The organism is Bordetella ansorpii (assembly GCF_900078705.1).
Classification (GTDB): domain Bacteria; phylum Pseudomonadota; class Gammaproteobacteria; order Burkholderiales; family Burkholderiaceae_B; genus Bordetella; species Bordetella ansorpii_A.
Genome location: NZ_FKIF01000009.1, coordinates 122,925 through 147,345, shown reverse-complemented (window position 1 = coordinate 147,345; position 24,421 = coordinate 122,925). Strand labels below are relative to the sequence as shown.

The 24,421-nt window shown below is 68.3% G+C and carries 24 protein-coding genes and 1 pseudogene; 16 read left to right on the top strand and 9 right to left on the bottom strand.

The window, feature by feature from the left end; all coding sequences use genetic code 11:
* Positions 1–128: 128 nt before the first annotated feature.
* The 5 genes from argE to A6745_RS23410 all read left to right on the top strand — a co-directional run bounded on the left by argE (position 129) and on the right by A6745_RS23410 (position 5,231).
* Positions 129–1,280, top strand: a complete 1,152-nt coding sequence (argE, locus tag A6745_RS23430; protein WP_066132576.1) for an acetylornithine deacetylase — start codon at positions 129–131, stop codon at positions 1,278–1,280.
* Positions 1,281–1,507: 227 nt separating this feature from the next.
* A complete protein-coding gene (trpB, locus tag A6745_RS23425) occupies positions 1,508–2,707 on the top strand; it encodes a tryptophan synthase subunit beta (protein WP_066132572.1) in 1,200 nt (399 codons plus the stop codon).
* Positions 2,708–2,713: 6 nt separating this feature from the next.
* Positions 2,714–3,571: a tryptophan synthase subunit alpha gene (gene trpA / locus A6745_RS23420; RefSeq protein ID WP_066132569.1), complete on the top strand. Its 858-nt coding sequence runs from the start codon at positions 2,714–2,716 to the stop codon at positions 3,569–3,571.
* Positions 3,572–3,613: 42 nt separating this feature from the next.
* A complete protein-coding gene (gene accD / locus A6745_RS23415; protein ID WP_066132566.1) occupies positions 3,614–4,492 on the top strand; it encodes an acetyl-CoA carboxylase, carboxyltransferase subunit beta in 879 nt (292 codons plus the stop codon).
* 184 nt (positions 4,493–4,676) lie between these two features.
* The gene (locus A6745_RS23410; protein ID WP_066132563.1) at positions 4,677–5,231 is read left to right on the top strand and encodes an acyloxyacyl hydrolase; all 555 of its coding nucleotides are present in this window, start codon (positions 4,677–4,679) and stop codon (positions 5,229–5,231) included.
* An 85-nt stretch (positions 5,232–5,316) separates the two neighbouring features.
* On the opposite strand, the gene A6745_RS23405 is transcribed toward A6745_RS23410, so the two are convergent.
* Together A6745_RS23405 and A6745_RS29725 are read right to left on the bottom strand one after the other, a co-directional pair.
* Positions 5,317–6,489, bottom strand: a complete 1,173-nt coding sequence (locus tag A6745_RS23405; protein ID WP_066132560.1) for an MFS transporter — start codon at positions 6,487–6,489, stop codon at positions 5,317–5,319.
* Positions 6,486–6,881, bottom strand: a pseudogene (locus A6745_RS29725) (hypothetical protein); the annotation flags it as partial. The pseudogene A6745_RS29725 and the gene A6745_RS23405, both read right to left, overlap by 4 nt.
* Before the next feature lie 220 nt (positions 6,882–7,101).
* Here A6745_RS29725 and A6745_RS23395 point away from each other — a divergent pair.
* A complete protein-coding gene (locus A6745_RS23395) occupies positions 7,102–8,049 on the top strand; it encodes a LysR family transcriptional regulator (RefSeq protein ID WP_066132550.1) in 948 nt (315 codons plus the stop codon).
* On the opposite strand, the gene A6745_RS23390 is transcribed toward A6745_RS23395, so the two are convergent.
* Positions 8,040–8,951 (bottom strand): EamA family transporter, encoded by a 912-nt coding sequence (locus A6745_RS23390; protein WP_082853253.1) that lies wholly within the window; start codon positions 8,949–8,951, stop codon positions 8,040–8,042. The genes A6745_RS23395 and A6745_RS23390 overlap by 10 nt on opposite strands.
* The gene (locus A6745_RS23385; RefSeq protein WP_066132544.1) at positions 8,935–9,426 is read right to left on the bottom strand and encodes a PaaI family thioesterase; all 492 of its coding nucleotides are present in this window, start codon (positions 9,424–9,426) and stop codon (positions 8,935–8,937) included. Before A6745_RS23385 ends, A6745_RS23390 begins: the two co-directional genes overlap by 17 nt.
* Before the next feature lie 95 nt (positions 9,427–9,521).
* Between A6745_RS23385 and A6745_RS23380 the strand changes: the two genes are divergently transcribed.
* A complete protein-coding gene (locus A6745_RS23380) occupies positions 9,522–10,862 on the top strand; it encodes an aminotransferase-like domain-containing protein (RefSeq protein ID WP_066132541.1) in 1,341 nt (446 codons plus the stop codon).
* A gap of 33 nt (positions 10,863–10,895) precedes the next feature.
* Here the strand turns inward: A6745_RS23380 and A6745_RS29465 are convergent, their stop codons facing one another.
* Entirely contained in the window at positions 10,896–11,111 is a 216-nt protein-coding gene (locus A6745_RS29465) for a hypothetical protein (RefSeq protein WP_066132540.1), read from the bottom strand.
* Between A6745_RS29465 and A6745_RS23370 the strand changes: the two genes are divergently transcribed.
* The gene (locus A6745_RS23370) at positions 11,110–11,445 is read left to right on the top strand and encodes a hypothetical protein (RefSeq protein ID WP_066132538.1); all 336 of its coding nucleotides are present in this window, start codon (positions 11,110–11,112) and stop codon (positions 11,443–11,445) included. The two genes, A6745_RS29465 and A6745_RS23370, sit on opposite strands and share 2 nt — an antisense overlap.
* A 70-nt stretch (positions 11,446–11,515) precedes the next feature.
* Here A6745_RS23370 and A6745_RS23365 read toward each other — a convergent pair whose 3' ends face one another.
* Entirely contained in the window at positions 11,516–14,773 is a 3,258-nt protein-coding gene (locus A6745_RS23365) for an Rne/Rng family ribonuclease (RefSeq protein ID WP_066132535.1), read from the bottom strand.
* Between the two features lie 648 nt (positions 14,774–15,421).
* Between A6745_RS23365 and A6745_RS23360 the strand changes: the two genes are divergently transcribed.
* The 4 genes from A6745_RS23360 to msrQ all read left to right on the top strand — a co-directional run bounded on the left by A6745_RS23360 (position 15,422) and on the right by msrQ (position 18,945).
* A complete protein-coding gene (locus A6745_RS23360; protein WP_156513515.1) occupies positions 15,422–16,393 on the top strand; it encodes an RluA family pseudouridine synthase in 972 nt (323 codons plus the stop codon).
* A gap of 56 nt (positions 16,394–16,449) precedes the next feature.
* Positions 16,450–17,118: an HAD-IA family hydrolase gene (locus A6745_RS23355; RefSeq protein ID WP_066133182.1), complete on the top strand. Its 669-nt coding sequence runs from the start codon at positions 16,450–16,452 to the stop codon at positions 17,116–17,118.
* A 196-nt stretch (positions 17,119–17,314) separates the two neighbouring features.
* Entirely contained in the window at positions 17,315–18,292 is a 978-nt protein-coding gene (gene msrP / locus A6745_RS23350; RefSeq protein ID WP_066132531.1) for a protein-methionine-sulfoxide reductase catalytic subunit MsrP, read from the top strand.
* Positions 18,293–18,300: 8 nt separating this feature from the next.
* Positions 18,301–18,945: a protein-methionine-sulfoxide reductase heme-binding subunit MsrQ gene (gene msrQ, locus A6745_RS23345; protein ID WP_066133181.1), complete on the top strand. Its 645-nt coding sequence runs from the start codon at positions 18,301–18,303 to the stop codon at positions 18,943–18,945.
* Positions 18,946–19,044: 99 nt separating this feature from the next.
* Here the strand turns inward: msrQ and A6745_RS23340 are convergent, their stop codons facing one another.
* The 3 genes from A6745_RS23340 to A6745_RS23330 are packed head-to-tail and all read right to left on the bottom strand — an operon-like array spanning position 19,045 to position 21,224.
* Positions 19,045–19,854, bottom strand: a complete 810-nt coding sequence (locus tag A6745_RS23340) for an N-acetylmuramoyl-L-alanine amidase (RefSeq protein WP_066132530.1) — start codon at positions 19,852–19,854, stop codon at positions 19,045–19,047.
* Positions 19,855–19,857: 3 nt separating this feature from the next.
* The gene (locus A6745_RS23335; RefSeq protein ID WP_082853252.1) at positions 19,858–20,631 is read right to left on the bottom strand and encodes an SAM-dependent methyltransferase; all 774 of its coding nucleotides are present in this window, start codon (positions 20,629–20,631) and stop codon (positions 19,858–19,860) included.
* Positions 20,628–21,224: a Maf family nucleotide pyrophosphatase gene (locus A6745_RS23330; RefSeq protein WP_066132529.1), complete on the bottom strand. Its 597-nt coding sequence runs from the start codon at positions 21,222–21,224 to the stop codon at positions 20,628–20,630. Before A6745_RS23330 ends, A6745_RS23335 begins: the two co-directional genes overlap by 4 nt.
* A 236-nt stretch (positions 21,225–21,460) precedes the next feature.
* Here A6745_RS23330 and A6745_RS23325 point away from each other — a divergent pair, with 236 nt between their 5' ends.
* Genes A6745_RS23325 through A6745_RS23310 form a run of 4 tightly spaced genes read left to right on the top strand, consistent with a single transcriptional unit; the run spans position 21,461 to position 24,376 of the window.
* On the top strand, positions 21,461–22,042 hold the full coding sequence (locus A6745_RS23325) for a YceD family protein (protein WP_066132528.1): 582 nt from the start codon (positions 21,461–21,463) through the stop codon (positions 22,040–22,042).
* Positions 22,043–22,099: 57 nt separating this feature from the next.
* Complete coding sequence (rpmF, locus tag A6745_RS23320; RefSeq protein ID WP_025517921.1) at positions 22,100–22,282, top strand: 50S ribosomal protein L32; 183 nt, start codon at positions 22,100–22,102, stop codon at positions 22,280–22,282.
* 52 nt (positions 22,283–22,334) lie between these two features.
* The gene (gene plsX / locus A6745_RS23315) at positions 22,335–23,390 is read left to right on the top strand and encodes a phosphate acyltransferase PlsX (protein ID WP_066132525.1); all 1,056 of its coding nucleotides are present in this window, start codon (positions 22,335–22,337) and stop codon (positions 23,388–23,390) included.
* Positions 23,390–24,376: a beta-ketoacyl-ACP synthase III gene (locus A6745_RS23310; protein WP_066132524.1), complete on the top strand. Its 987-nt coding sequence runs from the start codon at positions 23,390–23,392 to the stop codon at positions 24,374–24,376. The genes plsX and A6745_RS23310 overlap by 1 nt, the downstream gene beginning before the upstream one ends.
* Positions 24,377–24,421: the final 45 nt, after the last annotated feature.

The window sequence follows — 24,421 nt, the reverse complement described above, 5'->3', positions numbered from 1 at the left end:
GAACTCAAACCTTTCACGCATGGAAAATCCACGCCTGACCTGGGCACATAGGACAAACCCGGCCAACCCCCCAGATGCCAGCATCCTTCCCATAAACTGCCACTTTGCCTCTATCCACGCCCAGCATCATGAACACCCGTACCTGGCTTGAAGAGCTGGTTGCTTTCGACACCACCAGCCGCAATTCGAATCTGGCCCTGATCGAGACCGCGCGTGACTATCTCAAGGGGCAGGGCGCGGCCGCCTGGCTGGCGCACAATCCCGAGAAGACCAAGGCCAATCTGTTCGCCACCTTGCCGGCGGCCGATGGCAATACCGATGGCGGTGTCGTGCTGTCCGGCCACACCGACGTGGTGCCGGTCGATGGACAGGACTGGTCGTCCGATCCCTTCAAGCTGGTCGAGAAGAACGGCGCTCTGCAGGGGCGCGGGGCGTGCGACATGAAGGGGTTCATCGCTTCTTCGCTGGCGCTGGTGCCCGAATTCCTGGCCATGCCGCGCAAGAAACCCATCCATCTGGCCTTTTCGTACGACGAGGAAGTCGGCTGCGCCGGCGCGCCCCTCATGCTGGCCGAGCTGAAGGATCGCGGCATCCGCCCCGAGGGGTGCGTGGTGGGCGAGCCCACCAGCATGAAGGTGGTGGTGGCGCACAAGGGCATCAATCTGTTCCGCTGCCGCGTGCATGGCAAGGCCGCGCACTCGTCGCTGACGCCGCGCGGCTGCAACGCCATCGAGTACGCCGCCCTGCTGATCTGCCGCATACGCGAACTGGCCGATGCCATGAAGGCCAAGGGTCCGTACGACGAATTCTTCGACGTGCCGTTCTCCACCATGACCACCAACCAGATCCGCGGCGGCATCGCGGTCAACACCATCCCCGAGCTGTGCGAGTTCATGTACGAATTCCGCAACCTGCCGGGCGTGTCGTCCGACAGCATCCAGGTGGACGTCGAGCGCTATGTGCGCGAGGAACTGCTGCCGCGCATGCAGGCCGAATACGCGGACGCGCGCATCGAGATCGAGACCGGCGCCGCGGCGCCGGCGCTGGAGGCCTCGGAACTGGCCGCCATCACCGAGCTGGTGCGCGGCCTGACCCAGGACCGCGCCACCCGCAAGGTGGCCTACGGCACCGAGGCGGGCCTGTTCCAGGGCGTGGGCATTCCCGCCGTGGTTTGCGGCCCCGGCTCCATCGAGCAGGCGCACAAGCCCGACGAGTTCGTGGCCCTGGATCAACTGGACGCCTGCGACCGTTTCCTGCGCCAACTGGGCCATTCGCTGTAGCCCGTCCCCTGCCGGCCGGGGCCGTTGCGGCGGGCACTGGATCGTGGCTGGCAAGCCACCGGCGGTAAGCCTCGTCACCGTCCGTGACGCGTGACAGAAGGCGGGCGGCAAGCCTTGGCCGCAGGGCGTCGAGGCGGGCGCCCGCCAGCTTCGCCCGGCTACGCTAAAATGTCCGGTTGCAAAACCGGTGCTGCCTCCCTTTTGGGCAGCCACCCCGGAGAACCCTGGTGAAACCTTACGACCTACCGGATGCCAAGGGCCATTTTGGCCCGTACGGCGGCGTGTTCGTGGCGGAAACGCTGATGCACGCACTGGACGAACTGCGTACCGCCTATGATCAAAGCCGCGTCGACCCGGCCTTCATCGAAGCGTTCAACTACGAACTCAAGCATTTCGTCGGCCGGCCCAGCCCGGTCTACCACGCCCGCCGATGGTCGCGGGAACTGGGCGGCGCCCAGATCTGGTTCAAGCGCGAAGACCTGAACCACACCGGCGCCCACAAGGTGAACAACTGCATCGGCCAGGCCCTGCTGGCCAAGCGGATGGGCAAGCCGCGCGTCATCGCCGAGACCGGCGCGGGCCAGCACGGCGTGGCGACCGCCACGGTGGCGGCCCGCTACGGCATGGAATGCGTGGTCTACATGGGCAGCGAGGACGTGCGCCGCCAGGCGTCGAACGTCTACCGGATGAAGCTTCTCGGCGCCACGGTGGTGCCGGTCGAGTCCGGCTCGCGCACCCTGAAGGACGCGCTGAACGAAGCCATGCGCGACTGGGTCACCCACATCGAGAACACGTTCTACATCATCGGCACGGTGGCCGGTCCCGATCCGTACCCCCGCATGGTGCGCGACTTCCAGACCGTCATCGGCAACGAATGCCTGGTGCAGATGCCCGAAGAGGCCGGCCGCCAGCCCGACTTCATCGTGGCGGCGGTGGGCGGCGGTTCCAACGCCATCGGCATCTTCCATCCCTATATCCCGCACGAGTCCGTCCGCCTGATCGGCGTCGAGGCCGCGGGCGAGGGCATGGACAGTGGCCGCCACGCCGCGTCGCTGGCGGCGGGCCAGATCGGCGTGCTGCACGGCAACCGTACCTACGTCATGCAGAATGCCGACGGCCAGGTGCAGGAGACGCATTCGGTCTCGGCCGGCCTGGACTACCCCGGCGTGGGGCCCGAGCATGCCTGGCTGAAGGACAGCGGCCGCGCGCAGTACGTCGGCATCACCGATGACGAGGCCTTGAAGGCCTTCCACGATTGCTGCCGCATCGAGGGCATCATGCCGGCGCTGGAGTCCTCGCACGCCATCGCGCAGGCCGCCAAGATGGCCCCCACGCTGTCCAAGGACCAGATCATCCTGGTCAACCTGTCGGGCCGCGGCGACAAAGACATGCACACCGTCGCCGAGGCGGCGGGCATCACGTTCTGACCTGACATGACCAACACTTCCAACCGCATCGACGCCGCGTTCGCCCGCCGAGCCCAGGCCGGCGGCGCCGCGCTCGTGCCGTACATCGCCGCGGGCGATCCGTCGCCCGCCGCCACCGTGCCGCTGATGCACGAACTGGTGCGCGCCGGCGCCGACATCATCGAGCTGGGCGTTCCGTTCTCCGATCCCATGGCGGACGGTCCGGTGATCCAGCGCGCCGCCGAGCGCGCCATCGCCCAGGGCGTGGGCCTGGTCCGCGTGCTCGAACTGGTGGCCGAGTTCCGCCGCGACGACGCCGTCACTCCCGTGGTGCTGATGGGCTACGCCAACCCCATCGAGCGCATGGGCCAGCAGGCCTTCGCGCAGCGCGCGGCGCAAGCCGGCGTCGACGGCGTGCTGGTGGTCGACTATCCGCCGGAAGAGGTCGACGCCTTCGCGGCCGATCTCGGCCAGGCCGGCATCTGCCCGATCTTCCTGCTGGCGCCCACCTCCACCGAGGCGCGCATCCGGTCGGTGGCGCGCGTGGCGCGCGGCTACGTCTACTACGTGTCGCTCAAGGGCGTCACCGGCGCGGCCAGCCTGAACACCGACGACGTGGCCCGGCGCCTGGAACTGATCCGCCGCCACGTCGGCATTCCGGTGGGCGTGGGCTTCGGCATCCGCGATGCCGACAGCGCGGCGCGCGTGGCGCGCCATGCCGATGCCGTGGTCATCGGCACCAAGCTCATCCAGACCATCGAAGAGGCCGTGGCCGATGCCGCGCCCGATCAGCAGACCCAGGCCGCGGTGGCCGCCGCCGGACAATGGCTGCGCACCATCCGCGCCGCCCTGGACCAGACCCAACGACACGACGCGGCCGCCTGAGCGGCGCCGCGCCCGATTTGCCCTACGGGACCTCGACACAATATGAGCTGGATCGAAAAACTCCTGCCGCCTCGCATCAACAAACCCACCGCCGACAGCGTCAAGAGCCGCGTGCCCGAAGGGCTGTGGGTCAAGTGCCCCTCGTGCGAATCGGTGCTGTACAACGAAGACCTGGCGGCCAACCTGCACGTGTGCCCCAAGTGCGACCATCACATGCGCATCGGTTCGCGCACGCGCATCGACTCGCTGCTCGACCTGGAAGGCCGCGTCGAGATCGGCGGCAACACGCGCTCGATGGACCCGCTGAAGTTCAAGGATTCGCGCAAGTATCCCGACCGCCTGTCCGAAGCCGTCAAGCAGACCGGTGAAACCGACGCGCTGGTCGTGGTCAGCGGTTCGGTGCGCGGTATTCCCACCGTGCTGGCCTGCTTCGAATTCGAATTCATGGGCGGCTCGATGGGTTCCGTGGTGGGCGAGCGTTTTGCCCGCGGCGTGCAGGCCGCCATCGACAACCGCACGCCCTTCATCTGCGTGGCCGCCTCGGGTGGCGCGCGCATGCAGGAAAGCCTGCTGTCGCTGATGCAGATGGCCAAGACCAACGCCATGCTGACGCGCCTGTCGGCGGCGGGCCTGCCGTTCATCAGCGTGCTGACCGATCCCACCATGGGCGGCGTGTCGGCCAGCTTCGCCTTCATGGGCGACGTGGTCATCGCCGAACCGAAGGCGCTGATCGGCTTCGCCGGTCCCCGCGTCATCGAGCAGACCGTGCGCGAGAAGCTGCCCGAAGGATTCCAGCGTTCCGAGTTCCTGCTGCAGAAGGGCGCCATCGACATGGTGGTGGACCGCCGTCAGCTGCGTGAGGAAATCGCCCGTCTCCTGGCCCTGTTGACCCGCCAGCCGGCGGACGCCGTCACCGCCTGATCCCGGCGCGCTCGCGGCCCCTGGCCCGGCCATTTTCCCACTCATGGGTTAATGGCCGGCTATTGACCCGGGGCAGGTCGATTTTGAATACACATGTTGCCGATTGAAGACAATCGACCCTCATTACAGGGGCGGTTTTCTGATATGTTAGCCGCTGTCGTTACAAATCGATTTTGGAGCTTCCATGCACAGCATCAACAAGAAAAGAACCCTCACGGGGCTGGTCGCCGGATTGGCTCTGGCGTTCGGCGCGTCGGTGGCGCATGCGCAGTCCCAGGAGGGCACGAATGGCGGCCTCGGCATCCACTACGGCGTGGGCGACCATTACCAGCGCGTCACGCTGCAATACGAAACCCCTTCCATCTGGACGGTCAACTTCGGTGGCAACTGGGGCCGTCTGGACCTGACGCCCGAGTTCGGCGTGTCCTACTGGTGGGCCCAGGGCGACCGTTCCCCCGACCACGTCTGGCAGGCCAACGCCATCCCGATGTTCCGCTGGTGGACCAGCGACCGCTTCTTCCTCGAAGCCGGCGTGGGCGCCACGGTGTTCAGCCACACCACCTTCGCCGACAAGACCATCAGCACCGCCTTCCAGTTCGGCGATCACGTCGGCGCGGGCTTCCTGCTGAACGACAACAGCCGTATCGGCGTGCGCTACTCGCACTTCTCCAACGCCAGCATCAAGCGCCCCAATCCCGGCCTGAACGTGCTGCAGCTGACGTACCTGTACCAGTTCTGATGATGGCCGCCCCAGGGCGGCAACGGCATTGCATCGAACCCGCCTGTTTCCAGGCGGGTTTTTTACGCCCGCGGATGGCCGTTTTTCAGCGGTCTGGCCGGCAAAGCGGAAATCCCTGCCGCCTCGATGTCCAGACCACGATAAGCGCGGCGGCCAGCAGCGCCAGCAAGGCGGGCGCGAAGGCATGGGCGCCCAGCCGTTGCAGCAGCACGCCGCCCAGCAGGCCGCCGCCCGCGATGGCCAGGTTCCAGGCCGTGACCAGCATGGATTGCGCCACGTCGGCCGCGGGGCCGGCCGTCTTGGCCAGCGCGGTCTGGAACAAGGTGGCCGAGCCGCCGAAGGCCAGGCCCCAGACGGCCACGGCGGCGTAGACCAGCGCCTGCGAATGGCCGGCCGCGCCCAGCATCAGCACGCCCGTGGCGAACAACACCGTGCTGGCCAGGGTCAGGCTGCGCAGATGCCCGTCCACCAGCAGGCCGACGATCCATATGCTGGCCAGGGAGGCGATGCCGAACACCAGCAATATCAGGTCGGTCCGCCCGGCCATGCCGAGCGTGGCCAGGAAGGGGGCGATATAGGTGTAGAGCAGGTTGTGCGCCAGCACGAACGTCAGCACCGTGAACAGCACGGATTGCACGCCGGCCAGGGCGAAGACCTGCGCCAGCGGGATGCGTCCGCCTTGTGCCTGGCCAGGGAAGTCGGGTACCCGCAGGCGTACCCAGACCATCAATGCCAGCGCCATCACGCTCATGCCGGCGAAGCAGGCGCGCCACCCCACCAGCGTGCCGAGGTAGGTGCCGGCCGGGATGCCCAGCGACAAGGCCAATGGCGTGCCGACCATCGCGATCGCGATGGCGCGTCCTTTCAGGTGCTCGGGCGCCATGCGGGCCGCGTAGCCGGCCAGCAGCGCCCAGACCAGCCCCGCCGACACGCCGGCCACGAAACGCGCGGCAAGCGTCAGCGTGAAATCGCTGGACAGCGTGGTGACCGTGTTGGCCAGCGCGAAGCCGGCCAGGCCCGCCAGCAGCAGCGGGCGGCGGCGCACGCCCTGCGTGGCGGCGGTCAGGGGAATGGCGGTCAGCAGCGAGCCCAGCGCGTAGGCCGTGATCGTCTGGCCGGCCCAGGCCTCGGAGACATCCAGGCTGTGCGCCATCTGCGGCAGCAGGCCGGCGGGCAGGGCCTCGGTCAGGATCGTGATGAAAGCCGCCGTGGCCAGCGCCAGCAGCGAGGCCAGTGGCAAGCGGTTCGAGGCCGTCATTGCGCGTCCTCCCGTTCGGCGTAGACGGCGTCCCGCAGGTCCGTGACGAGTCCTCCCGACATGCCTTCGCACAGGGTGTTGGTGAAGGCGACGACGCTCAGGCCGCGCGCGCGGTCGACGAACCAGGAATGGCCATGGGCGCCGCCCCAGCGCCATGCGCCGGCCGATTCCGGAGAGGCGGCCTGGGCCGGATCGCGCACTACGGAAAAGCCCAGGCCGAAGCCCGCGGTGTTGTCCAGCGCGGGCACGGTCTGGCCTTCGGCCAGCGAATATCCCCACGATGAACCCGGTGCGTAAAGCGGCGGTGCGCCAGCCAGGCGCCGCAGGTTTTCCTGCAAGGAGATGCCGCTGGCAGCCATGCCGTCCGAGATTCCGGCCAGTACGACGGCGCCGACCAGGCGGCGGTCGTCCAGGGCTTGCTGGACGGCGGCGTGGCGGCGGGGGGAAATGATCGAGGGCGCGGGGGCGCCATGAGAGCGCAGAGCAGCGGCGGACAAGACGAAAATCCTTTCTACGACAAGGTTCCATCAAGATAGGTACCCGGAGATTAAAGAAAAAGTAGGCTACATTTCCTGGCTAAGCGGATTTTTCTGTCCGTAATCAGGAGTGGCGATGGACAGTCTCAGCAGCTTTACGGTCTTCGTGCAGGTCGCCGAAACGCGCAGTTTCGTGGCGGCCGGCAGGTTGCTGGGCGTGTCGGCCTCGGCGGTGGGCAAGAGCGTGGCCCGGCTGGAAGAGAAGCTGGGCGTGCGGCTGTTCCATCGCAGCACGCGCAGCATCGCGCTTACGTCCGAGGGCGAGCTGTTCCTGGAGCGCAGCCGCCGTATCCTCGCCGAGATCGAGGCGGCCGAACTCGAACTGTCCCAGGCCGCGCGGGCGCCGCGCGGACGCCTGCGCGTCAGCCTGCCGCTGGTCAGTTCGCTGGTGCTGCCGGTACTGGCCGATTTCATGGGCCAGTATCCCGAGGTCGAGCTGGACCTGGATTTCACCGACCGCCTGGTCGATGTGATCGACGAGGGTTTCGATGTGGTGGTCCGTACCGGGGCGCCGGTGGATTCCTGCCTGCATGCGCGCAAGCTGGGCACGTTCGAGTTGCTGCTGGTGGCCTCGCCCGATTATCTGAAGCGGCGCGGCACGCCCAGGACGCCGGCCGATCTTCTGCGGCACACCTGCATGCACTACCGGTACTCCACCACGGGCAAGCTCGAGGCCTGGCCGCTGGACCAGGCCACGGGGGGACCGGAGCTGGAGTTGCCCGTATCGATGATCTGCAACAACATCGAGACCCGCGTGTGTTTTGCCCTGCAGGGGCGCGGCATTGCCTGCCTGCCGGATTTCTCCATCCGCAAACAGCTGGCGGACGGCAGCCTGCGCCGCGTGCTGCCTGGGCAGGCCCGCCGCTCGGGCGTGTTCAATGTGCTGTGGCCCGCCAGCAAGCATCCATCGCCGAAGGTGCGGGCGCTGGTGGATTTCCTGTGCGCGCGGGTCTTCCCCGATGAGGGCGCGCGGCGGGGGGCGCGCAAGCGTGTGAGGACGCTTGCGGACCGGGATCAGGATTGAGGGCGCGCCGCGTTCAACGCAACCGCCATCCCCGCCGTGACCACGGCCACCCCCGCCCAGGCCGCCGCCGACGGCATCTCTCCCAGCAGCGCGAGCGCCCCGAGGGTGGTCATGCACGGCACCGCGGCGGTGAAAAGCGCCGTGGTCTGCGCCCCCAGCACGGCTACGGCGCGCGTATAGACCAGCAGCGCCACCACGCCCACCAGCACGCCCTGGAACAGCGCCTGGAACACGATGTCGGGCCAGGCGGCCTGCGCCATCTGCGTGCCGGGCAGCATCAGGTACAGCGGCAGGAAGCAGGCCAGCGAGCCGGGCGCCACGATGGCGGCGGCGCGCAGCGGGGGGATGCAAAAGCGCTGCGCCAGCAGGCCGTAGGCGGCCCAGCACAGGGCGGCCAGCAGCAAGGCGACGTCGCCCAGGTACTGGCGCGGCTCGGCGCCGGTGAAGCTGTCCCAACTGATGGCGACGATGCCGGCCACGATCAGCGCCAGGCCGGCAAGACGCTGGCGGCCGGCGCGCAGCCCCATGGCCGCGCGCAGCAGCAGGAAGGTGAACAGCGGAATCGTGCCGTGCAGCAGTACACCGCCGTGGCTGGCCGGCGCCAGCCGGAAACCCAGGTAGGCGAACAGCGCGAATCCCAGCCCGCCGCTGAATGCCAGCAACGCGGCCTGCCGCAGGCCCAGGCCGCTCAAGCGATAGCGCATCAGCAAGGGCAGCAGCAACAGGCCCGCCACGGCGAAGCGCAGGATCGCAAGGTCGGGCAGCGTCAGCGCCGTCGTGGTCAGCCCCATCCGCGAGACCAGCGTGAATCCCGAGAACAGCAGGACCGCGGCCATCGCGCAGAGCATGCCACGCGCGCGGTCCCGTGACGGCAACGCCATCGGCTCAACGGCCCTGTGCATGATCGCCCCGCAGGGTCATCACGGCGCTGGTCACGCTGGCGACCTGCTTCCCATCGTCGCGCGATATCTCGCACAGATAGTGGCTGATGGTGCGGCCCCGATGCGTGGCCCAGGCCCGTGCAAGCAGCCGCGATTGCCACACGGGCCGCAGGAACGTGGCGCGCAGGTCGATGCTGGTGAAGCTCTCGCCCCTGTCCATCAAGGTGGAGTGCGCCGTGCCGATGGCCGCGTCGGCCAGTTCGCACAGCAGGCCGCCGTGCACCGTGCCTTGCTGGTTGCCATGCCGCAGGGCGTCGGCATCGAGTTCGATCACCGCCATCGCCTCGCCGATCTCGACGATGCGAAAACCCAGCAATTGCGAGATCGCCGTGGGATAGCGCATGTGGGTGGTATCTTCGGGCCGCAGCGTGCCGTCCAACTGGCGGCGCAGGTAGTCGAGTACGGGCAGGGCGTTGGGGGACAGCGACGTCGTCATGGCATGGCCTTTGGCGGTAGGGACGATCCGGGCTTACGTGCGCCAGCGTAATTCCATACACTAGGACAATCAAAAAATTGTCCTAGATACATGCCATGACGATTTCTCCCGTGCACGCGCTGGCCGATGCCTTGGCGGCCGACATCCACGCCGGCAGGCTCGCGCCTGGCGCCATGCTGCCCACGCACCGCGAACTCGCGGCCCGGCACGGCGTGGCCCTGGCTTCGGCCACCAAGGTCTACGCGCGCCTGAAGGCGCAGGGCCTGGTGGTGGGAGAAACCGGCCGGGGAACCTTCGTGCGCGACCGGCCGCCGCAACCGCATTGGGACGGCGCCGACGAGGCCCGGCTGAACGCCAGCACGATCGACCTGTCCTTCAACCATCCCACGCTGCCCGGCCAGGCGGAACTGCTGCGCGCCATGCTGCGCAAGCTGGCCGCGTCGGGCGACCTGTCCGCGCTGATGCAGCAGCAGCCGCCCGGAGGGCGGGCGCATGAACGCCGCATCGTGGCCGGCTTCCTGGCGCGCACGCGCGGCATCACGGCGCCGGCCGAGCAGGTGTTCCTGGTGAATGGCGCGCAGCAGGGCCTGGACGTCGCCGCGCGCGCCGTGCTGCAACCGGGCGATGCCGTGGCGGTCGATGCGCTGACGTATCCGGGTTTCAAGATGCTGGCCCAGGCGCAGGGCCTGTCCTTGCAAGCCGTGCCCTGCGCGGCCGACGGGCCCGATCTGGATGCGCTGGACGCGCTGTGCCGCCGGGGGCGCATCCGCGCCATCTATGCGATGCCCACGCTGCACAATCCATTGGGATGGGTGCTGGACGGTTCGCGGCGCCAGCGCCTGGTCGACATCGCGCGGCGGCACGACTGCTTCCTGATCGAGGATGCCGCCTATGCGTTCCTGGCGGCCAAGGCGCCGCCCGCGCTGGCGGCCATGGCGCCCGAGCGCACCCTGTACGTGTCCAGTCTTTCCAAGAGCCTGGCGACCGGCCTGCGCTTCGGTTTCATCGCCGTGCCCGAGGCTTGCGCCATGAAGGTGAAGGCGCACATCCGCGCCAGCCACTGGAGCCTGCCCAGCGTGGTCACCGCGATGGCCACGCGCTGGATCGAGGACGGCACGGTGGCGCGCCTGGAGGCCGCGCACCGGCGCGACGCCAGGCGCAGGCAGGCGATCGCGCGCGACGTGTTCGGCGGGATGGAGATGGCGGCGAATCCGGCCGCGCTGTTCGTCTGGCTGACGCTGCCCGCCGAGCTGCGCATGGATCGCATCGCCGCGGCGCTGGCGGCACGCAACATCGCGGTCTCCAAGGCCGAGGCCTACGCGGCGACACGGCATGCGCCGCATGCCTTGCGGCTGGGCCTCAGTTCGGTGCCGTTGGCGGAACTGCAGCCGGTGCTGCAACAGGTGCGCGAGACGATCGAGCGGTTTCCGGTCTAGTGCGCCGCTTCCGGAAACCGCGGGTGCGGCGGCTCAGGCAGCCTGCGCCTGCCTGGGCTGGCGATGTTCGCGGAAGGCGGCCGCCAAGGTGCGCAGGGCATCGCGCGAACGCGAGTCGGTCAGCGTCGAATGCATCATGATGCGCGAGGCCGGCAGTTCGGGCAGTCCAAGCTGCCGGCTGACCGCCCGGATGATTTCCCTGGCGTTCAACATCGCGTTGATGGGCCACGTGCTGGTGGAGGGCGTCATGGCTTATCTGCGCGGCAGGCATGGCGTGGCCGATGGCCTGTCCTTGCGTCTGTACGCCGAGCGCATCGCGGCGCGCAGCGCGCCGGCGCAGGCGCCGGGCCACGATCTGCTGGCGCATGTCGCCGATCCTGCCCAGGCCGCCCACGCCGCGCTGGTGTCCGGCTTCGGCTGGGTGATGGCGTACGGGGCGGTCAGCGCCTTCCTGCTGGCGGGGGCAAGCTATCTGGTGTTTTCGCCCGCGCGCCGTGCGCGAGCGGCGGGCAAGGTGTGCCCGGGGGACATCGGCCTGAGCGCCCCCAGGCGCCCATCCGCAGCGGCAAGGACCAGTGCATAAAAAAGCCCGTCGAAGTGATTTCGACGGGCTCTTGGCGGGCATGTCCCTTTTCAGGGACGCCGTTCACGCATCAGCGCAGCGTTTCGACCTGCTGCAGCGGGGCGGTGGACACCGGTTGCACGGGCTTGCGCTCGCGGCCGAGGCGCACGGGCGTGGCCGTGGCGGCGATGCGCGCTTGCGTCTGTGCGTGGCGGGACGGGTCGGTCTCGACCCAGGTCAGGCCAGCGGCGTTGACGATGGCGTGCAGGCCTTGCTTGCTGACCACGTCCGGTGCCGCAGGGGCAGGCGTCACGGCGATGGGCGCGGCGGCAACCGGCGGCTGCGGCGCGGCGGCCGGGACGGTCTCGACCGGGGCGGCCACGGGCAGCGGGGCCGGTTCCGCGGCCACGGGGGCCACGACAGGCGCCACGACCGGAGCCGGTTCGGCGGCCGGAGCCGGGGCCTCGGCGGCGGCGGTCTCCACCGCGGCCGTCTCGACTGCCGGAGCCGTTTCCACGGACGGGGCCGGCGACACTTGGACCGGTTCGGTTGCGGCAGTTTCCGCAGCCTCCGTTTGCACGGCGCCCGTCTGCACGGCGGCCGGGGCGGGGGTCTGCTCCGTCACGGACACGGCGGGCGTCGACTCGGAAGCTTCGACCACGGGCGAGGCGACCGGCTCGGCCGGAACGGCCGCGGCGACGGGTTGCTGGACGGGTTCGGCAACGGCCTGGACCGGCGCCGACTCAGCATCGGCAACCTGGACCGGGGCCTGCCCGGCAGCCACGGGTTCGACGGCAACCTGGACCGCAGCGACCGGCGCGGCAGCTTGGGCCGGCACCGGAGCGGCCGGGGCCGTTTCGCTGGCGACGTCGCGCAGGGCTTCCTGGGCATCCCGCGCCAGGCTGTCGGCCTCTTGACCTTCGCCTTCCTGGCCTTCGACGACGGGCGTGCCGTCCTCGTTGACACGGCGGCCACGGCGGCTGCGGCGGCGGCGGCGCTTGCGCTCGGGATCGGCGCCGGCTTCGGCGCCTTCCGCGCCTTCGGCGGTCAGGCCGTCGGCTTGCGTATCGTCCAGGTCCTCGGCATCGGCCAGCCTGCGGGCTTCGGCAGGCGCGGCTTCAGCGGCGGGACGGTGCTCGGGCAGGGCGGAGGCCACGGTCTCGGCCAATGCGGCGACCATGGTTTCCTGCTCGCTCATCGCGCCTTGCGGGCCGTCTTCACGGCGGCCGCGGCCGCGGCGGCCACGGCCACGGCGACCGCCACTGCCGGCATCCTCGCCTTCGGCCAAGGGGGCCGGGGCGCGTTCGGGACGGGCCGAGGCGGTTGCCGCACCGGCGGCGTCGCGATCACGTTCGCCGCGCTCGGGGCGCTGCGGGCGGTCGGCGCGCTGCTGCTCTTCAGGACGGCGGCCACCCCGGCGGTTGCCGGCGTTCACGTCGGCGTCGGCGGCGTCGCCGCGGCCCTGACCGTCGTTGCGGCGGCCGCGGTTGCGGTCGGAGCCGTGGCGTTCGCCGCGGCGTTCCTGGCCATCATGCGAGCGGCGGCCACGACCGGAGCCACTGTTGTTGCGGCGGGCTTCTTCCTGCTGCTCGGTCACGGGCGCGGGAGCGGCGGCCGGCGTGCTTGCGCCACCCAGCCAATTGGCCAGGCGCTTGAACAGGCCACCCAGGCCGCCGATGGCGGCCGGAGCGGCCTGCGGAGCCGGCGCGGGGGCCGCGGCCGGAGCCGGCGTCGAGATCGGGGCGGGCTGCGAGGGCGTGATGCCCTTGACCAGCGCCTCGGGCTTGGCCTTGGTTTCCTGTTCGCGCGGCGACCAGACCACGTCGGTGGCCGGGGCCTCGGCCAGCTCGAAGCTGGTCCTGGGCTCTTCCAGGCGCGGATCGTCGTGGCGCAGGCGCTCGATGTGGTGATGCGGGGTTTCCAGGTGCTTGTTGGGGATCAGCACCAGGTTGACCTTCAGGCGGGCTTCCATCTTGGCGATGTCGGCGCGCTTTTCGTTCAGCAGGAAGGTGGCCACTTCGACCGGCACCTGGGCGTGGACCGCCGCGGTGTTTTCCTTCATGGCCTCTTCCTGCAGCAGGCGCAGGACATGCAGGGCGCTGGATTCCGCATCGCGGATCACGCCGGTGCCCATGCAGCGCGGGCAGGTGATGTGCGAGCCCTCGTTCAGGGCCGGACGCAGGCGCTGGCGCGACAGTTCCATCAGCCCGAAGCGGGAGATCTTGCCCATTTGCACGCGGGCACGGTCGAAATGGAGGGCGTCGCGCAGGCGCTGTTCGACGGCGCGCTGGTTCTTGCCCTCTTCCATGTCGATGAAGTCGATCACGATCAGACCGCCCAGGTCGCGCAGGCGCAACTGGCGGGCCACTTCGTCGGCGGCTTCCAGGTTGGTGCGCAGCGCGGTTTCCTCGATGTCGGCGCCGCGCGTCGAGCGCGCGGAGTTGACGTCGACGGCCACCAGCGCTTCGGTGTGGTCGATGACCACGGCGCCGCCCGAGGGCAACTGCACGGTGCGCGAGTAGGCGGTTTCGATCTGGTGTTCGATCTGGAAGCGCGAGAACAGCGGGATATCGTCGCGGTAGCGCTTGACGCGCTGCACGTTGTCCGGCATCACCACGCTCATGAAGGCGGTGGCCTGGTCGGCGATCTCGTCGGTATCGATCAGGATCTCGCCGATTTCAGGCGAGAAGTAGTCGCGGATGGCCCGGATGACCAGGCTGGACTCGAGGTAGATCAGGATGGGAGCGGCGTTGTCGCGGGCGGCGCCGTCGATGGCCGTCCACAACTGCATCAGGTACGCCATGTCCCATTGCAGTTCTTCCACGCTGCGGCCGATGCCGGCCGTGCGCGCGATGATGCTCATGCCCTGGGGCACGTCGAGCTGTTCCATCGTGTCGCGCAGTTCCTGGCGGTCCTCGCCCTCGACGCGGCGCGAAACGCCACCGCCACGGGGGTTGTTGGGCATCAGGACCAGGTAGCGGCCAGCCAGCGAGATGAACGTGGTCAGGGCGGCGCCCTTGTTGCCGCGTTCTTCCTTTTCGACCTGGACGATGAGTTCCTGGCCTTCCTTCAGCGCGTCCTGGATGCGCGCGCTGCGCACGTCGACGCCTTCCTTGAAGTAGCTGCGGGCGACTTCCTTGAACGGCAGGAAGCCGTGGCGCTCTTCGCCGTAATTGACGAAGCAGGCTTCCAGGCCGGGTTCGATGCGGGTGATGACGCCCTTGTAGATGTTGCCTTTGCGCTGCTCGCGGCCGGCAATTTCAATGTCGAGATCGATGAGTTTTTGCCCATCGACGATGGCAACGCGCAGTTCTTCCTGGTGCGTTGCGTTGAACAACATACGCTTCATGAGTGCGATTCTCCTAGGCATGACACGCCGATATCGGCGCGTGACCTCGGATCGCTCGGGCTGCGGACTGAAGCTTGCAAGAGGGCGGACCGTACCCGGGCTGTGGCCCGGGCGTATCCGCGGCGGGTCAGGCGGGCACGACGCGCCGAACGGCGCGGGGTTCTATCAGCAGGGGGGTCAGGTTCACTGAGCGTGGTTGACGGAAGAGTTGCTGGGAACGTCAGATGCGGCAAGGTTTGTGACGCTCGCGCGCATCTGGTGCTTTATTGATATTGACGATTCTTGCTGTGCTTCAGAGCCGCTTGCGGCTGCAGCGCTTCCTGCCAGGAAGGCGGGCATTGCGTGCCACACCACCATCCGGCAAGGCGCGCTTGCGCCGGCGACCGAGAGACCCCAGAGCTGAGCGAGCGCGAGTACGTAACGTACGGCAGGCAGTACAAAGTACAATGATGGCCTGCGTGCTCGACGGAGACGCGCAACTAGTCTTATCTTGGTGTCTTACATCCACTTCAGTGGGTTTTACACCTCAGCAGTGGTTTACTTGCCGGTAGTGGTCCATTCAAATATCGACCCCTAGCGGACACACCCCTAGTCACAGCATCTCTACGCCAAGCGGCTGGTTCAGCCCCTTAAGGCTGTCCCGATTATATGTCGCTTTCCGCAATGCGCAAAGAAACTTCCACCGCCGCTCAACAACCGGCCGTCCGCATGGTCGAGGTAGGACCCGAGCACGATGGCCAGCGCATCGATAACTTCCTGCTTCGCCTGTGCAAAGGCGTTCCCAAGAGCCACATCTACAAGGCCATTCGCGATGGCCAGGTGCGCGTCAACAAGGGACGCATCGGCGCCGACTATCGCCTGGCGATCAGCGATGTGGTGCGCGTGCCTCCGCTGCGCCTGCCTGATCCTGGCGCGCCGCGTCCCGTGCCGGCCGCCGAATTCCCCGTGGTCTATGAAGACGATGCCATGCTGGTCATCGACAAGCCGGCTGGCGTGGCCGTGCACGGCGGCAGCGGCGTGTCGTTCGGCGTCATCGAGCAACTGCGCGCCGCGCGGCCCGAGGCGCGCTTCCTAGAACTGGTGCATCGCCTCGACCGCGACACCTCCGGCCTGCTCATGGTGGGCAAGAAGCGCAATGCGCTGCTGGCGCTGCATGCCATGCTGCGCGACGGCGGCGCCCAGAAGCATTACTACGCGCTGGTGCAGGGCGACTGGGTCAACGACCGCCAGCACATCCGCCTGCCCCTGACCAAGTGGACCACCGCCAGCGGCGAGCGCCGGGTGAAAGTCGATGCCCAGAATGGGCAGACGGCCCATACCATCGTCACAATGAAACAGCGGTTCGGCCAGTACAGTCTGGTCGACGCCGAGTTGCGCACCGGCCGGACGCACCAGATCCGCGTGCACCTGGCGTCCAGCGGGTTTCCCATCGTCGGGGATGACAAATACGGGACGGATGAGGTGCGCGCCGAGTTCGCCCGGCGCGGGTTCGGCCGCATGTTCCTGCATGCGCACAGCCTGACCCTGCCGCATCCGCTCACGGGGGAAACCCTGGAACTGAGCGCGCCGCTGCCCAAGGCATGCGTGCAGATATTGCAGCAACTGGAGACGAAGGCATGAACTCGCCGAGCCGCTTCAATGGCGAATACAGGAGTGCGGAGCACGACGGTTCTCCGATGCGCGACCCTTATAGGCTGGTGGTGTTCGATTGGGACGGCACGCTGATGGATTCCACCCACAGCATCGTGGCGGCCATCCAGGGGGCCTGCCGTGATCTCGATCTGCCCGTGCCGTCGGCCTCCGAGGCCAGTTGGGTGATCGGCCTGTCGCTGGAAAGCGCGCTGCGCCGCGCGGTGCCCGCTCTGACCCAGTCCATGGTGCCGCGCTTCCTGGAGCGCTACCGCACGCATTACCTGTTGCGCGACCCCGAGTTGCGCCTGTTTGACGGCGTGTCCGATCTGCTGGCTGCCCTGGCGCGGCAGCAGGCGCTGATGGCCGTGGCCACCGGCAAGAGCCGGGTGGGGCTGGATCGCGCCCTGGCCGCGTCGGCCACCCGCGGCGTGTTCGCCGCCACCCGTACCGCCGATGAAACCTTCAGCAAGCCGCACCCGGCCATGCTGAACGAGTTGATGGAAGAGCTCGACGTGGCGCCCGAGCATGTCGTCATGATCGGGGACACCTCGCACGACCTGCGCATGGCCGCCAACGCCGGCGTGCACAGCGTGGGCGTCACCTATGGGGCCCACACGCTGGCCGAGTTGCAGGATTGCGGGCCGCAGGCCATCGTCGGCAACGTGGCCGAGCTGCGGCAGTGGCTGCTGCCTCGCACGGGCTTGCCGGCCTGACCGCGGGGCGGGGAACGCGGCAGCGGCTGCGCGGTCAGACCCCAGGTCGGCTTTGGCCTGGCGCCGGGGCCTTGCATTGCATCCGGCTGGCGCCCCGGAACGTATATATAGGTTGTCCGGCCGGGAATAGATCCCGGCCCGCCGGCGTCTCATCCATATCGGCGCCTTGTCGCCACCTCGTCTTTCGGGATCCGCCATGCTGATACGCAAACCTGCCGATATCGTTCCCTCCGAGATCACCTCCGAAACCGTATACCGGTCGCGCCGCCAGTGGATGGCGCGGGCGGGCGCGATGGCCGCCGCGGCCGGCATGGGCGTGGCCGGGCTGTCCTCCCGCGAGGCCTGGGCCGCCGATGATGCGCAGGGCGCGCCGCTGCCCGGCCGCGCCAATCCCGATTACGCGGTCATGGACAAGCAGACCTCGTTCAAGGACATCACCACCTACAACAATTACTACGAGTTCGGCCTGGACAAGTCTGATCCGGCCGAATACGCCCACAAGCTGGTCACCCGGCCCTGGACCGTCAGCGTCGAGGGCGCCGTGGCCCGTCCGCGCACCTTCGGCATCGACGAACTGCTCAAGCTCGCGCCCATGGAAGAGCGCATCTATCGCCTGCGCTGCGTCGAGGCCTGGTCCATGGTGATCCCGTGGGTGGGATATTCGCTGTCCAGCCTGCTCAAGCAGGTCGAACCCACCGGCAATGCCAAGTTCGTCGAGTTCGTCACGGTCGTGCAGCGCGACAACATGCCGGGCGTGCGCTCCCGCGTGCTGGACTGGCCCTATGTCGAGGCCTTGCGGCTGGACGAGGCCATGCATCCGCTGACCATGCTGGTGTTCGGCCTGTATGGCCGCGTGCTGCCCAACCAGAACGGCGCGCCGCTGCGCCTGGCCGTGCCGTGGAAATACGGTTTCAAGTCGGCGAAGTCGCTGGTGGCCATCCGCCTAGTCGAGAAGCGGCCGACCAGTTCCTGGATGAACTCGGCGCCGCAGGAGTACGGCTTCTACGCCAACGTGAACCCCGAGGTCTCGCATCCGCGCTGGAGCCAGGCCACCGAACGCCGCATCGGCGAAGGCGGGTTCTTCGCCCCCAAGCGCAAGACCGAGATGTTCAACGGCTACGGCAGCCAGGTCGCGTCCCTGTACACGGGGCTGGATCTGCGCGCCAATTACTGATGCCCTCCATGCGCGATTCCGCCAAGCCGGCCCCGGCCGCGGGCGCCCGATGGGACGCCCGCGCGGTGGGCCGTTTCAAGCCGGTGCTGTTCGTCCTGGGCTTGCTGCCGTTCGCGCGCTGGTTCTGGCTGGGCCTGAGCGACGGCCTGACCGCCAATCCCCTCGAATTCCTGACCCGTTCCTCCGGCACCTGGACGTTGGTTTGCCTGCTGGTCACCCTGGCCATCACGCCGTTGCGGCGGCTGTTGAACCAGCCCGCGCTGGTACGGCTGCGCCGCATGTGCGGGCTGTTCGCGTTCTTCTATGGCTTCCTGCACTTCCTGGCCTGGGTGTGGTGGGATCGCGGACTGGATCCGGCCTACATGCTGCAGGACGTGGTCGAGCGGCCCTTCATCACCGTGGGGTTCGCGGCCTTCGTGCTGATGGCGGCGCTGGCCGCCACGTCCACCCAGTGGGCCATGCGCAAGCTCGGCCGCCGCTGGCAACTGCTGCACCGCGCGGTCTACCTGATCGGCCTGCTGGCCATCCTGCACTATTGGTGGCACAAGGCCGGCAAGAACGATTTCGAGCAGCCGCTGATCTACGGCGCGGTCCTGGCCGTGCTGCTGGGATGGCGCGTGGTGGCGCGGCTGCGGCGGGGCGGGGCGGGTTGATGATCCTCGGCCTGCGTGGCGCCGTCGGGTGGCCGCGCATGGCCCGGGGCGCGGTTCGTGCGGGGCGCGGAGGACCGTCCGCGCCGGATCGCGAGAACGCTACAGCATCGCCAGCATGATCGCCGCTGTCTCGGTGTCCGGCGTGCCGTCGTGCACGGCCGGCCGGTAGTGCATCTGGAAGGCGGCCAGCACGTTGCGCGTGGGCTGCTCCAGGCGGCCATCCTGCGGGCAATCGTAGCCCAGCCGTTTCAATTGCTGCTGGAACCACAGCACGTCGGGCAGGGGTTGCGTCTGCAGGCGCGCCAGGTGCGCGGCCTTGCCGCCGTCGTCATACCAGCGCCCGATGCCTGCCTGCGCCAGTTCGCGCCACGGGAACAGCGGGCCCGGGTCCACCTTGCGCTGCGGCGTCACGTCGCTGTGGCCCACCACGTTCCGGGGCTCGATGCCGTGGCGTTTCACGATGTCCTGCAGCAGCGTGATCAGCGACCGCACCTGCGCCGGAGCATAGGGCTGCCACTGGCGCCCGCCCGGGCCATCGGTCCAGCCGGCGTTGACGATCTCGATGCCGATCGAGGTGGCATTGATCGAGGGCTGGCCATACCACCCGCTGGGGCCGGCATGCCAAGCGCTGCGGTCCTCCGGCACCAGGCGGTAGATGTGCGGCTTGCTGTCGTCGGTGATCAGGTAGTGCGAGCTGACGCCGCCCCGGGACAGCAGTTGCAGCGAGTGCTCGCGCGTGGTCGAGGTGTAATGCAGCACCACGTGCCGCACGCGGCTGCCGTGGCTGACGGCCTGGATCGACGTGTCGATGTCCAGGCCGGGCGGCGACGGGGCTTGCGTGGCGCAGCCGGCCAGCAGCAGCAACGTCGGGCAGCACGACAGCAGGGGGTGAAGGCGCGGGGGGGCCATCGATCAGTGCGCCAGGAACAGGAACAGCGTCGGCTTCCTGTCCAGGTCGGGGGCGGGCTGGCGCTGCCATTGCGCGATGGTGAGCGTGCGGACCCATTCGTCGTCGGTGGTCAGCGATTTCGCCACGCACAGGCGCGTGTCGGGACGCAACGCGCCCAGCAGCGCCTTGAACATCGCGGCATTGCGGTAGGGCGTCTCGATCAGCATCTGCGTCTGGTTCTGCTTGGCGGAGTGCTGCTCCCAGCCCTTCAACTGGCGGATGCGCTCGGCCGGATCGACGGACGCATAACCGTGGAATGCAAAACGCTGGCCATCCAGGCCGCTGGCCATCAGGCCCAGCAGCAGCGACGACGGTCCCACCCATGGGCGCACGGCCAGGCCCTGGCGATGCGCCTCGGCCACCACCTTGGCGCCGGGGTCGGCCACGGCGGGGCAGCCGGCCTCCGAGACCAGGCCGATGTCCTGGCCGTCGCGCAGCGGGGCCAGCCATTGCTTGATCTGTTCGATCTTGGTGTCGGGCGACAGCGCGTGGATGGTGATTTCCTGCAAGGGCCGCGCGGTGCCCATCAGCTTGAGAAAGGCGCGTGCGGTCTTGGCGTTCTCGGCGATGTAGCGATCCAGCCGGCCGGCCAGCGCGCGCACCTCGGCGGGCAGCCAGCGCTCGGGCGGGGCGTCGCCCAGGCCAACGGGAATCAGGTGCAGGGCGGGCGGGTGCTGGCGCGGCGTGCGTTCGTCCTGATCCTGGTCCTGGGCGTCGTCGAAGGGGGTGGCGCTCATGCTTTGTCTCCTTCCAGCAACGGATCGATGCCGAACGCCAGCAGCATCCGGGTCAGGGCGATCAGAGGCAGGCCGATGATGGCGGTGGGGTCATCGCTTTCGATCGCTTCCATCAGGGCGATGCCCAGGCTCTCGGCCTTGGCGCTGCCGGCGGTATCGTACGGCTGTTCGGCGCGCAGGTAGGCGTCGATCGCCGCCGGCGACAGCGTGCGGAAACGGCAGCGGGTGACGACGTCCTGGCGCAGGACGCGGCTGCCATCGGTCAGCGCCAGCGCGCTGTGGAACTCGACGGCGCGGCCCGACAGGCTTTCCAGCTGGGCGCGGGCGCGCTCGAAATCGCCGGGCTTGCCGATCGGCGTGCCGTCCATGGTGGCGACCTGATCCGAGCCGATCACCAGCGCGCCGGGATGGCGCGCCGCCACGGCCTGGGCCTTTTCCACGGACAGCCGCAGCGCCAGGTCGGTCGGCGTCTCGCCCGGGCGGGGCGTCTCGTCGATGTCGGGCGAAATGGCCGAGAAGGGCAGGCGCAGGCGCGACAGCAGTTCGCGGCGGTACGGCGAACTGGACGCCAGGATCAGGCTGGGAATAGGCATGCGGTGATAATTGACGTTGATGCGTAAGTCACAGTATTATCTAACGTTTTGCGACGTTTTCGCTTTGTGTCTTTGCGCGGCGCTGGATGAAGCGTGAGGCGGGCTCGTGAGGCGGGCTCGTGATACGGGCTCGTGATGCGGGCGTGATGCGTTCGGGCATGTTGTTGCGCAAGGCGGCTGTGTGGCGTTGTGCGTCCGTGGGCGGTAGTGATCTGAATAGGACAGGGAGAGCGGGAATGAAAGACGATTTCGATCCCCGTCGTGTCGATGTCTACGCCCTGGTCAGCCAAGGTAAAGCATTGCAGGGTAGCATTGCGCTGGTGCGCCTGTCGCGCCTGGTGGATGGCCTGCCAGAACAGGCGACGGGTGAAGCCGGCCTGGCGCACTGGGAAGTGCGGGGCGCGACCGGCCTGGGCACCGCCAAGACGGGCGTCGTTTCCGGCCAGCCGCTGCTGCATGTGCACGTGCGTGCCGGCCTGGTGCTGGAATGCCAGCGCTGTGGCGCGCCGTTCACGCATCCCGTCGATGCGCAATGCACGCTGCAGCTGGTCGAATCCGAGGATGACCTGGACGACGAGCTGGGCGCCCCGCAAGAAGACGATGAGAATTTTGCCGAGGACTATCCCGACAAGGTGGTGGGTTCGCGGCATTTCGACCTGTTGGCCCAGGTCGAGGACGAGCTGATTTTGAACGTCCCCTATGTGCCCAGGCATGATGTGTGCCCGGGCCAGGCCGGAGCCGGCGACGCTTCGCAAGAGCCCGCCATCGAGCGCCCTTCACCGTTCGCGGTGCTCGAGCAGCTCAAGCGCAAACCGTAGCGTTAGATCAACATCGGGCCGCATCGCGTACAATGCGCCCCGTTTCTAGGAGTCATCATGGCTGTTCAACAAAACAAGAAGTCCCCGTCCAAGCGCGGCATGCACCGCTCGCACGATTTCCTGGTCAATCCCCCGACCGCCATCGAGCCGAACACGGGCGAAACGCACCTGCGTCACCACATCAGCCCCAACGGCTTCTACCGCGGCCGCAAGGTTCTGAAGACCAAGGCTGACGAATAAAGTCCTGGACGCGTTCGCCCTGCGCCCGCTGACGAGTGCTGACCCCTCACCCGTGATACGCATCGCCATAGACTGCATGGGCGGCGACGCCGGCTTGCCCGTCACCATCCCGGCCGCGGTCGAATTCGCTCAGCAGTTTCCGGATACCCGGTTGCTGCTGGTGGGCTTGCCCGATGCCATCGAGGCTGCGCTGGCGCAGCATCGCAACGCCCCGCGCGAACGCCTGGAAATCGTGCCTGCTTCCGAGGTCGTCGAAATGGACGACCCGGTCGAGGTCGCCTTGCGCCGCAAGCGCGATTCGTCCATGCGCCTGGCCGCCCAGGCGGTCAAGGACGGGCGGGCCGACGCCTGCATCTCCGCGGGCAACACCGGCGCATGGATGGCGATATCGCGCTATGTGCTCAAGACGCTGGACGGCATCGATCGTCCGGCGATCGCCACGTCGATCCCCAACCAGACGGGCCGTGCCACCACGATGCTCGACCTGGGGGCCAACGTCGACTGTACCGCCGAGCACCTGCTGCAGTTCGCCATCATGGGGACCGCGCTGGCGCAGACGCTGGATCACCGCGAGAGTCCTTCGGTGGGCCTGCTGAACATCGGCGAGGAAGTCATCAAGGGCAACGAGGTCGTCAAAGAGGCGGCCGAGCTGCTGCGCGCCAGTCCGTTGAACTTCTACGGCAACGTCGAAGGCAACGACATCTTCAAGGGCAGCGTCGACGTCGTGGTCTGCGACGGCTTCGTCGGCAACGTGGTCCTGAAGTCGGTCGAAGGTCTCGCGAAGATGCTGTCCAGCGTCATCCGCGAAGAATTCAAGCGCAATGTCATCACGCTGCTGGCCGGCGTCTTCGCCACGCCGGTGCTCAACCGGCTGCGCCAGCGCGTCGATAACCGGCGCTACAACGGCGCCGCGCTGCTTGGCCTGCGCGGCGTCGTCATCAAGAGCCATGGTTCCGCGGACGTGTATGCATACGGCTTTGCCCTGCAGCGCGCGCGCGAGGCCGTGGCAAGTAAACTGCTGGAACGCACGGCACGCGCCGTGGCTCAGATAACCATGCGCGTTCAATCGGGCGAGGCTGCGCCCGGCGCGGCAGGGGGCACCGCCTGATGAGTATTCCCATGACGTATTCCACCATCGCCGGCTCGGGCGGCTACCTGCCCGAGCGCGTGGTGTCCAACGACGAGTTGGCGGCCGAGCTGGCCACGCGCGACATCGCCACTTCCGATCAGTGGATCGTCGAGCGCACCGGCATCCGGCAACGCCATCTGGCCGAGCGCGGCGTCACCACCAGCGTGCTGGCCACCGAGGCCGCGCGCCGCGCCCTGCGGGACGCCGGCGTCGAGGCATCCGAGGTCGACCTGATCATCGTCGCCACCTCGACGCCCGATTTCGTCTTCCCCAGCACGGCCTGCCTGGTGCAGGCCAACCTGGGCGCCGCCGGGTCCGCCGCGTTCGACGTCCAGGCGGTGTGCAGCGGCTTCGTGTATGCCCTGACTACGGCCGACAGCTTCATCCGCGCCGGGCGCGCGCGTTGCGCGTTGGTCATCGGCGCCGAAGTCTTCTCGCGCATCCTCGACTGGAACGACCGCAGCACCTGCGTGCTGTTCGGCGACGGCGCCGGCGCCGTGGTGCTGAAGGCTTCAGCCGAGCCCGGCATCCTGTCCGCGCAACTGCATGCCGACGGCAGCCTGACCAAGATCCTGTGCGCCGCGGGCAATGTGGCCTATGGCGACGTCACCGGCGATCCTTTCCTGCGCATGGACGGCCAGGCCGTCTTCAAGCAGGCCGTCACGGTGCTCGACCGCTCGGCGCGCGCCGTCTGCGCCGAGGCCGGCGTCGACGTGCGGGACATCGATTGGCTGGTGCCGCACCAGGCCAACGTGCGCATCCTCAATTTCCTGGCGCGCAAGCTCGACATGCCCGCCGACAGGGTGGTCGTCACGGTCGACCGCCATGCCAACACTTCCGCCGCCAGCGTGCCGCTGGCCCTGGATGCCGCGCGTCGCGACGGCCGCGTCCAGCCCGGCCAACTCGTGCTGATGCAAGGCGTGGGCGGCGGCTTCACCTGGGGATCGGTGCTGGCGCGCATGTAGCGCGCCCGCCGTGTGGTGACGGCCCGCATGGACCGTATCGCCCCG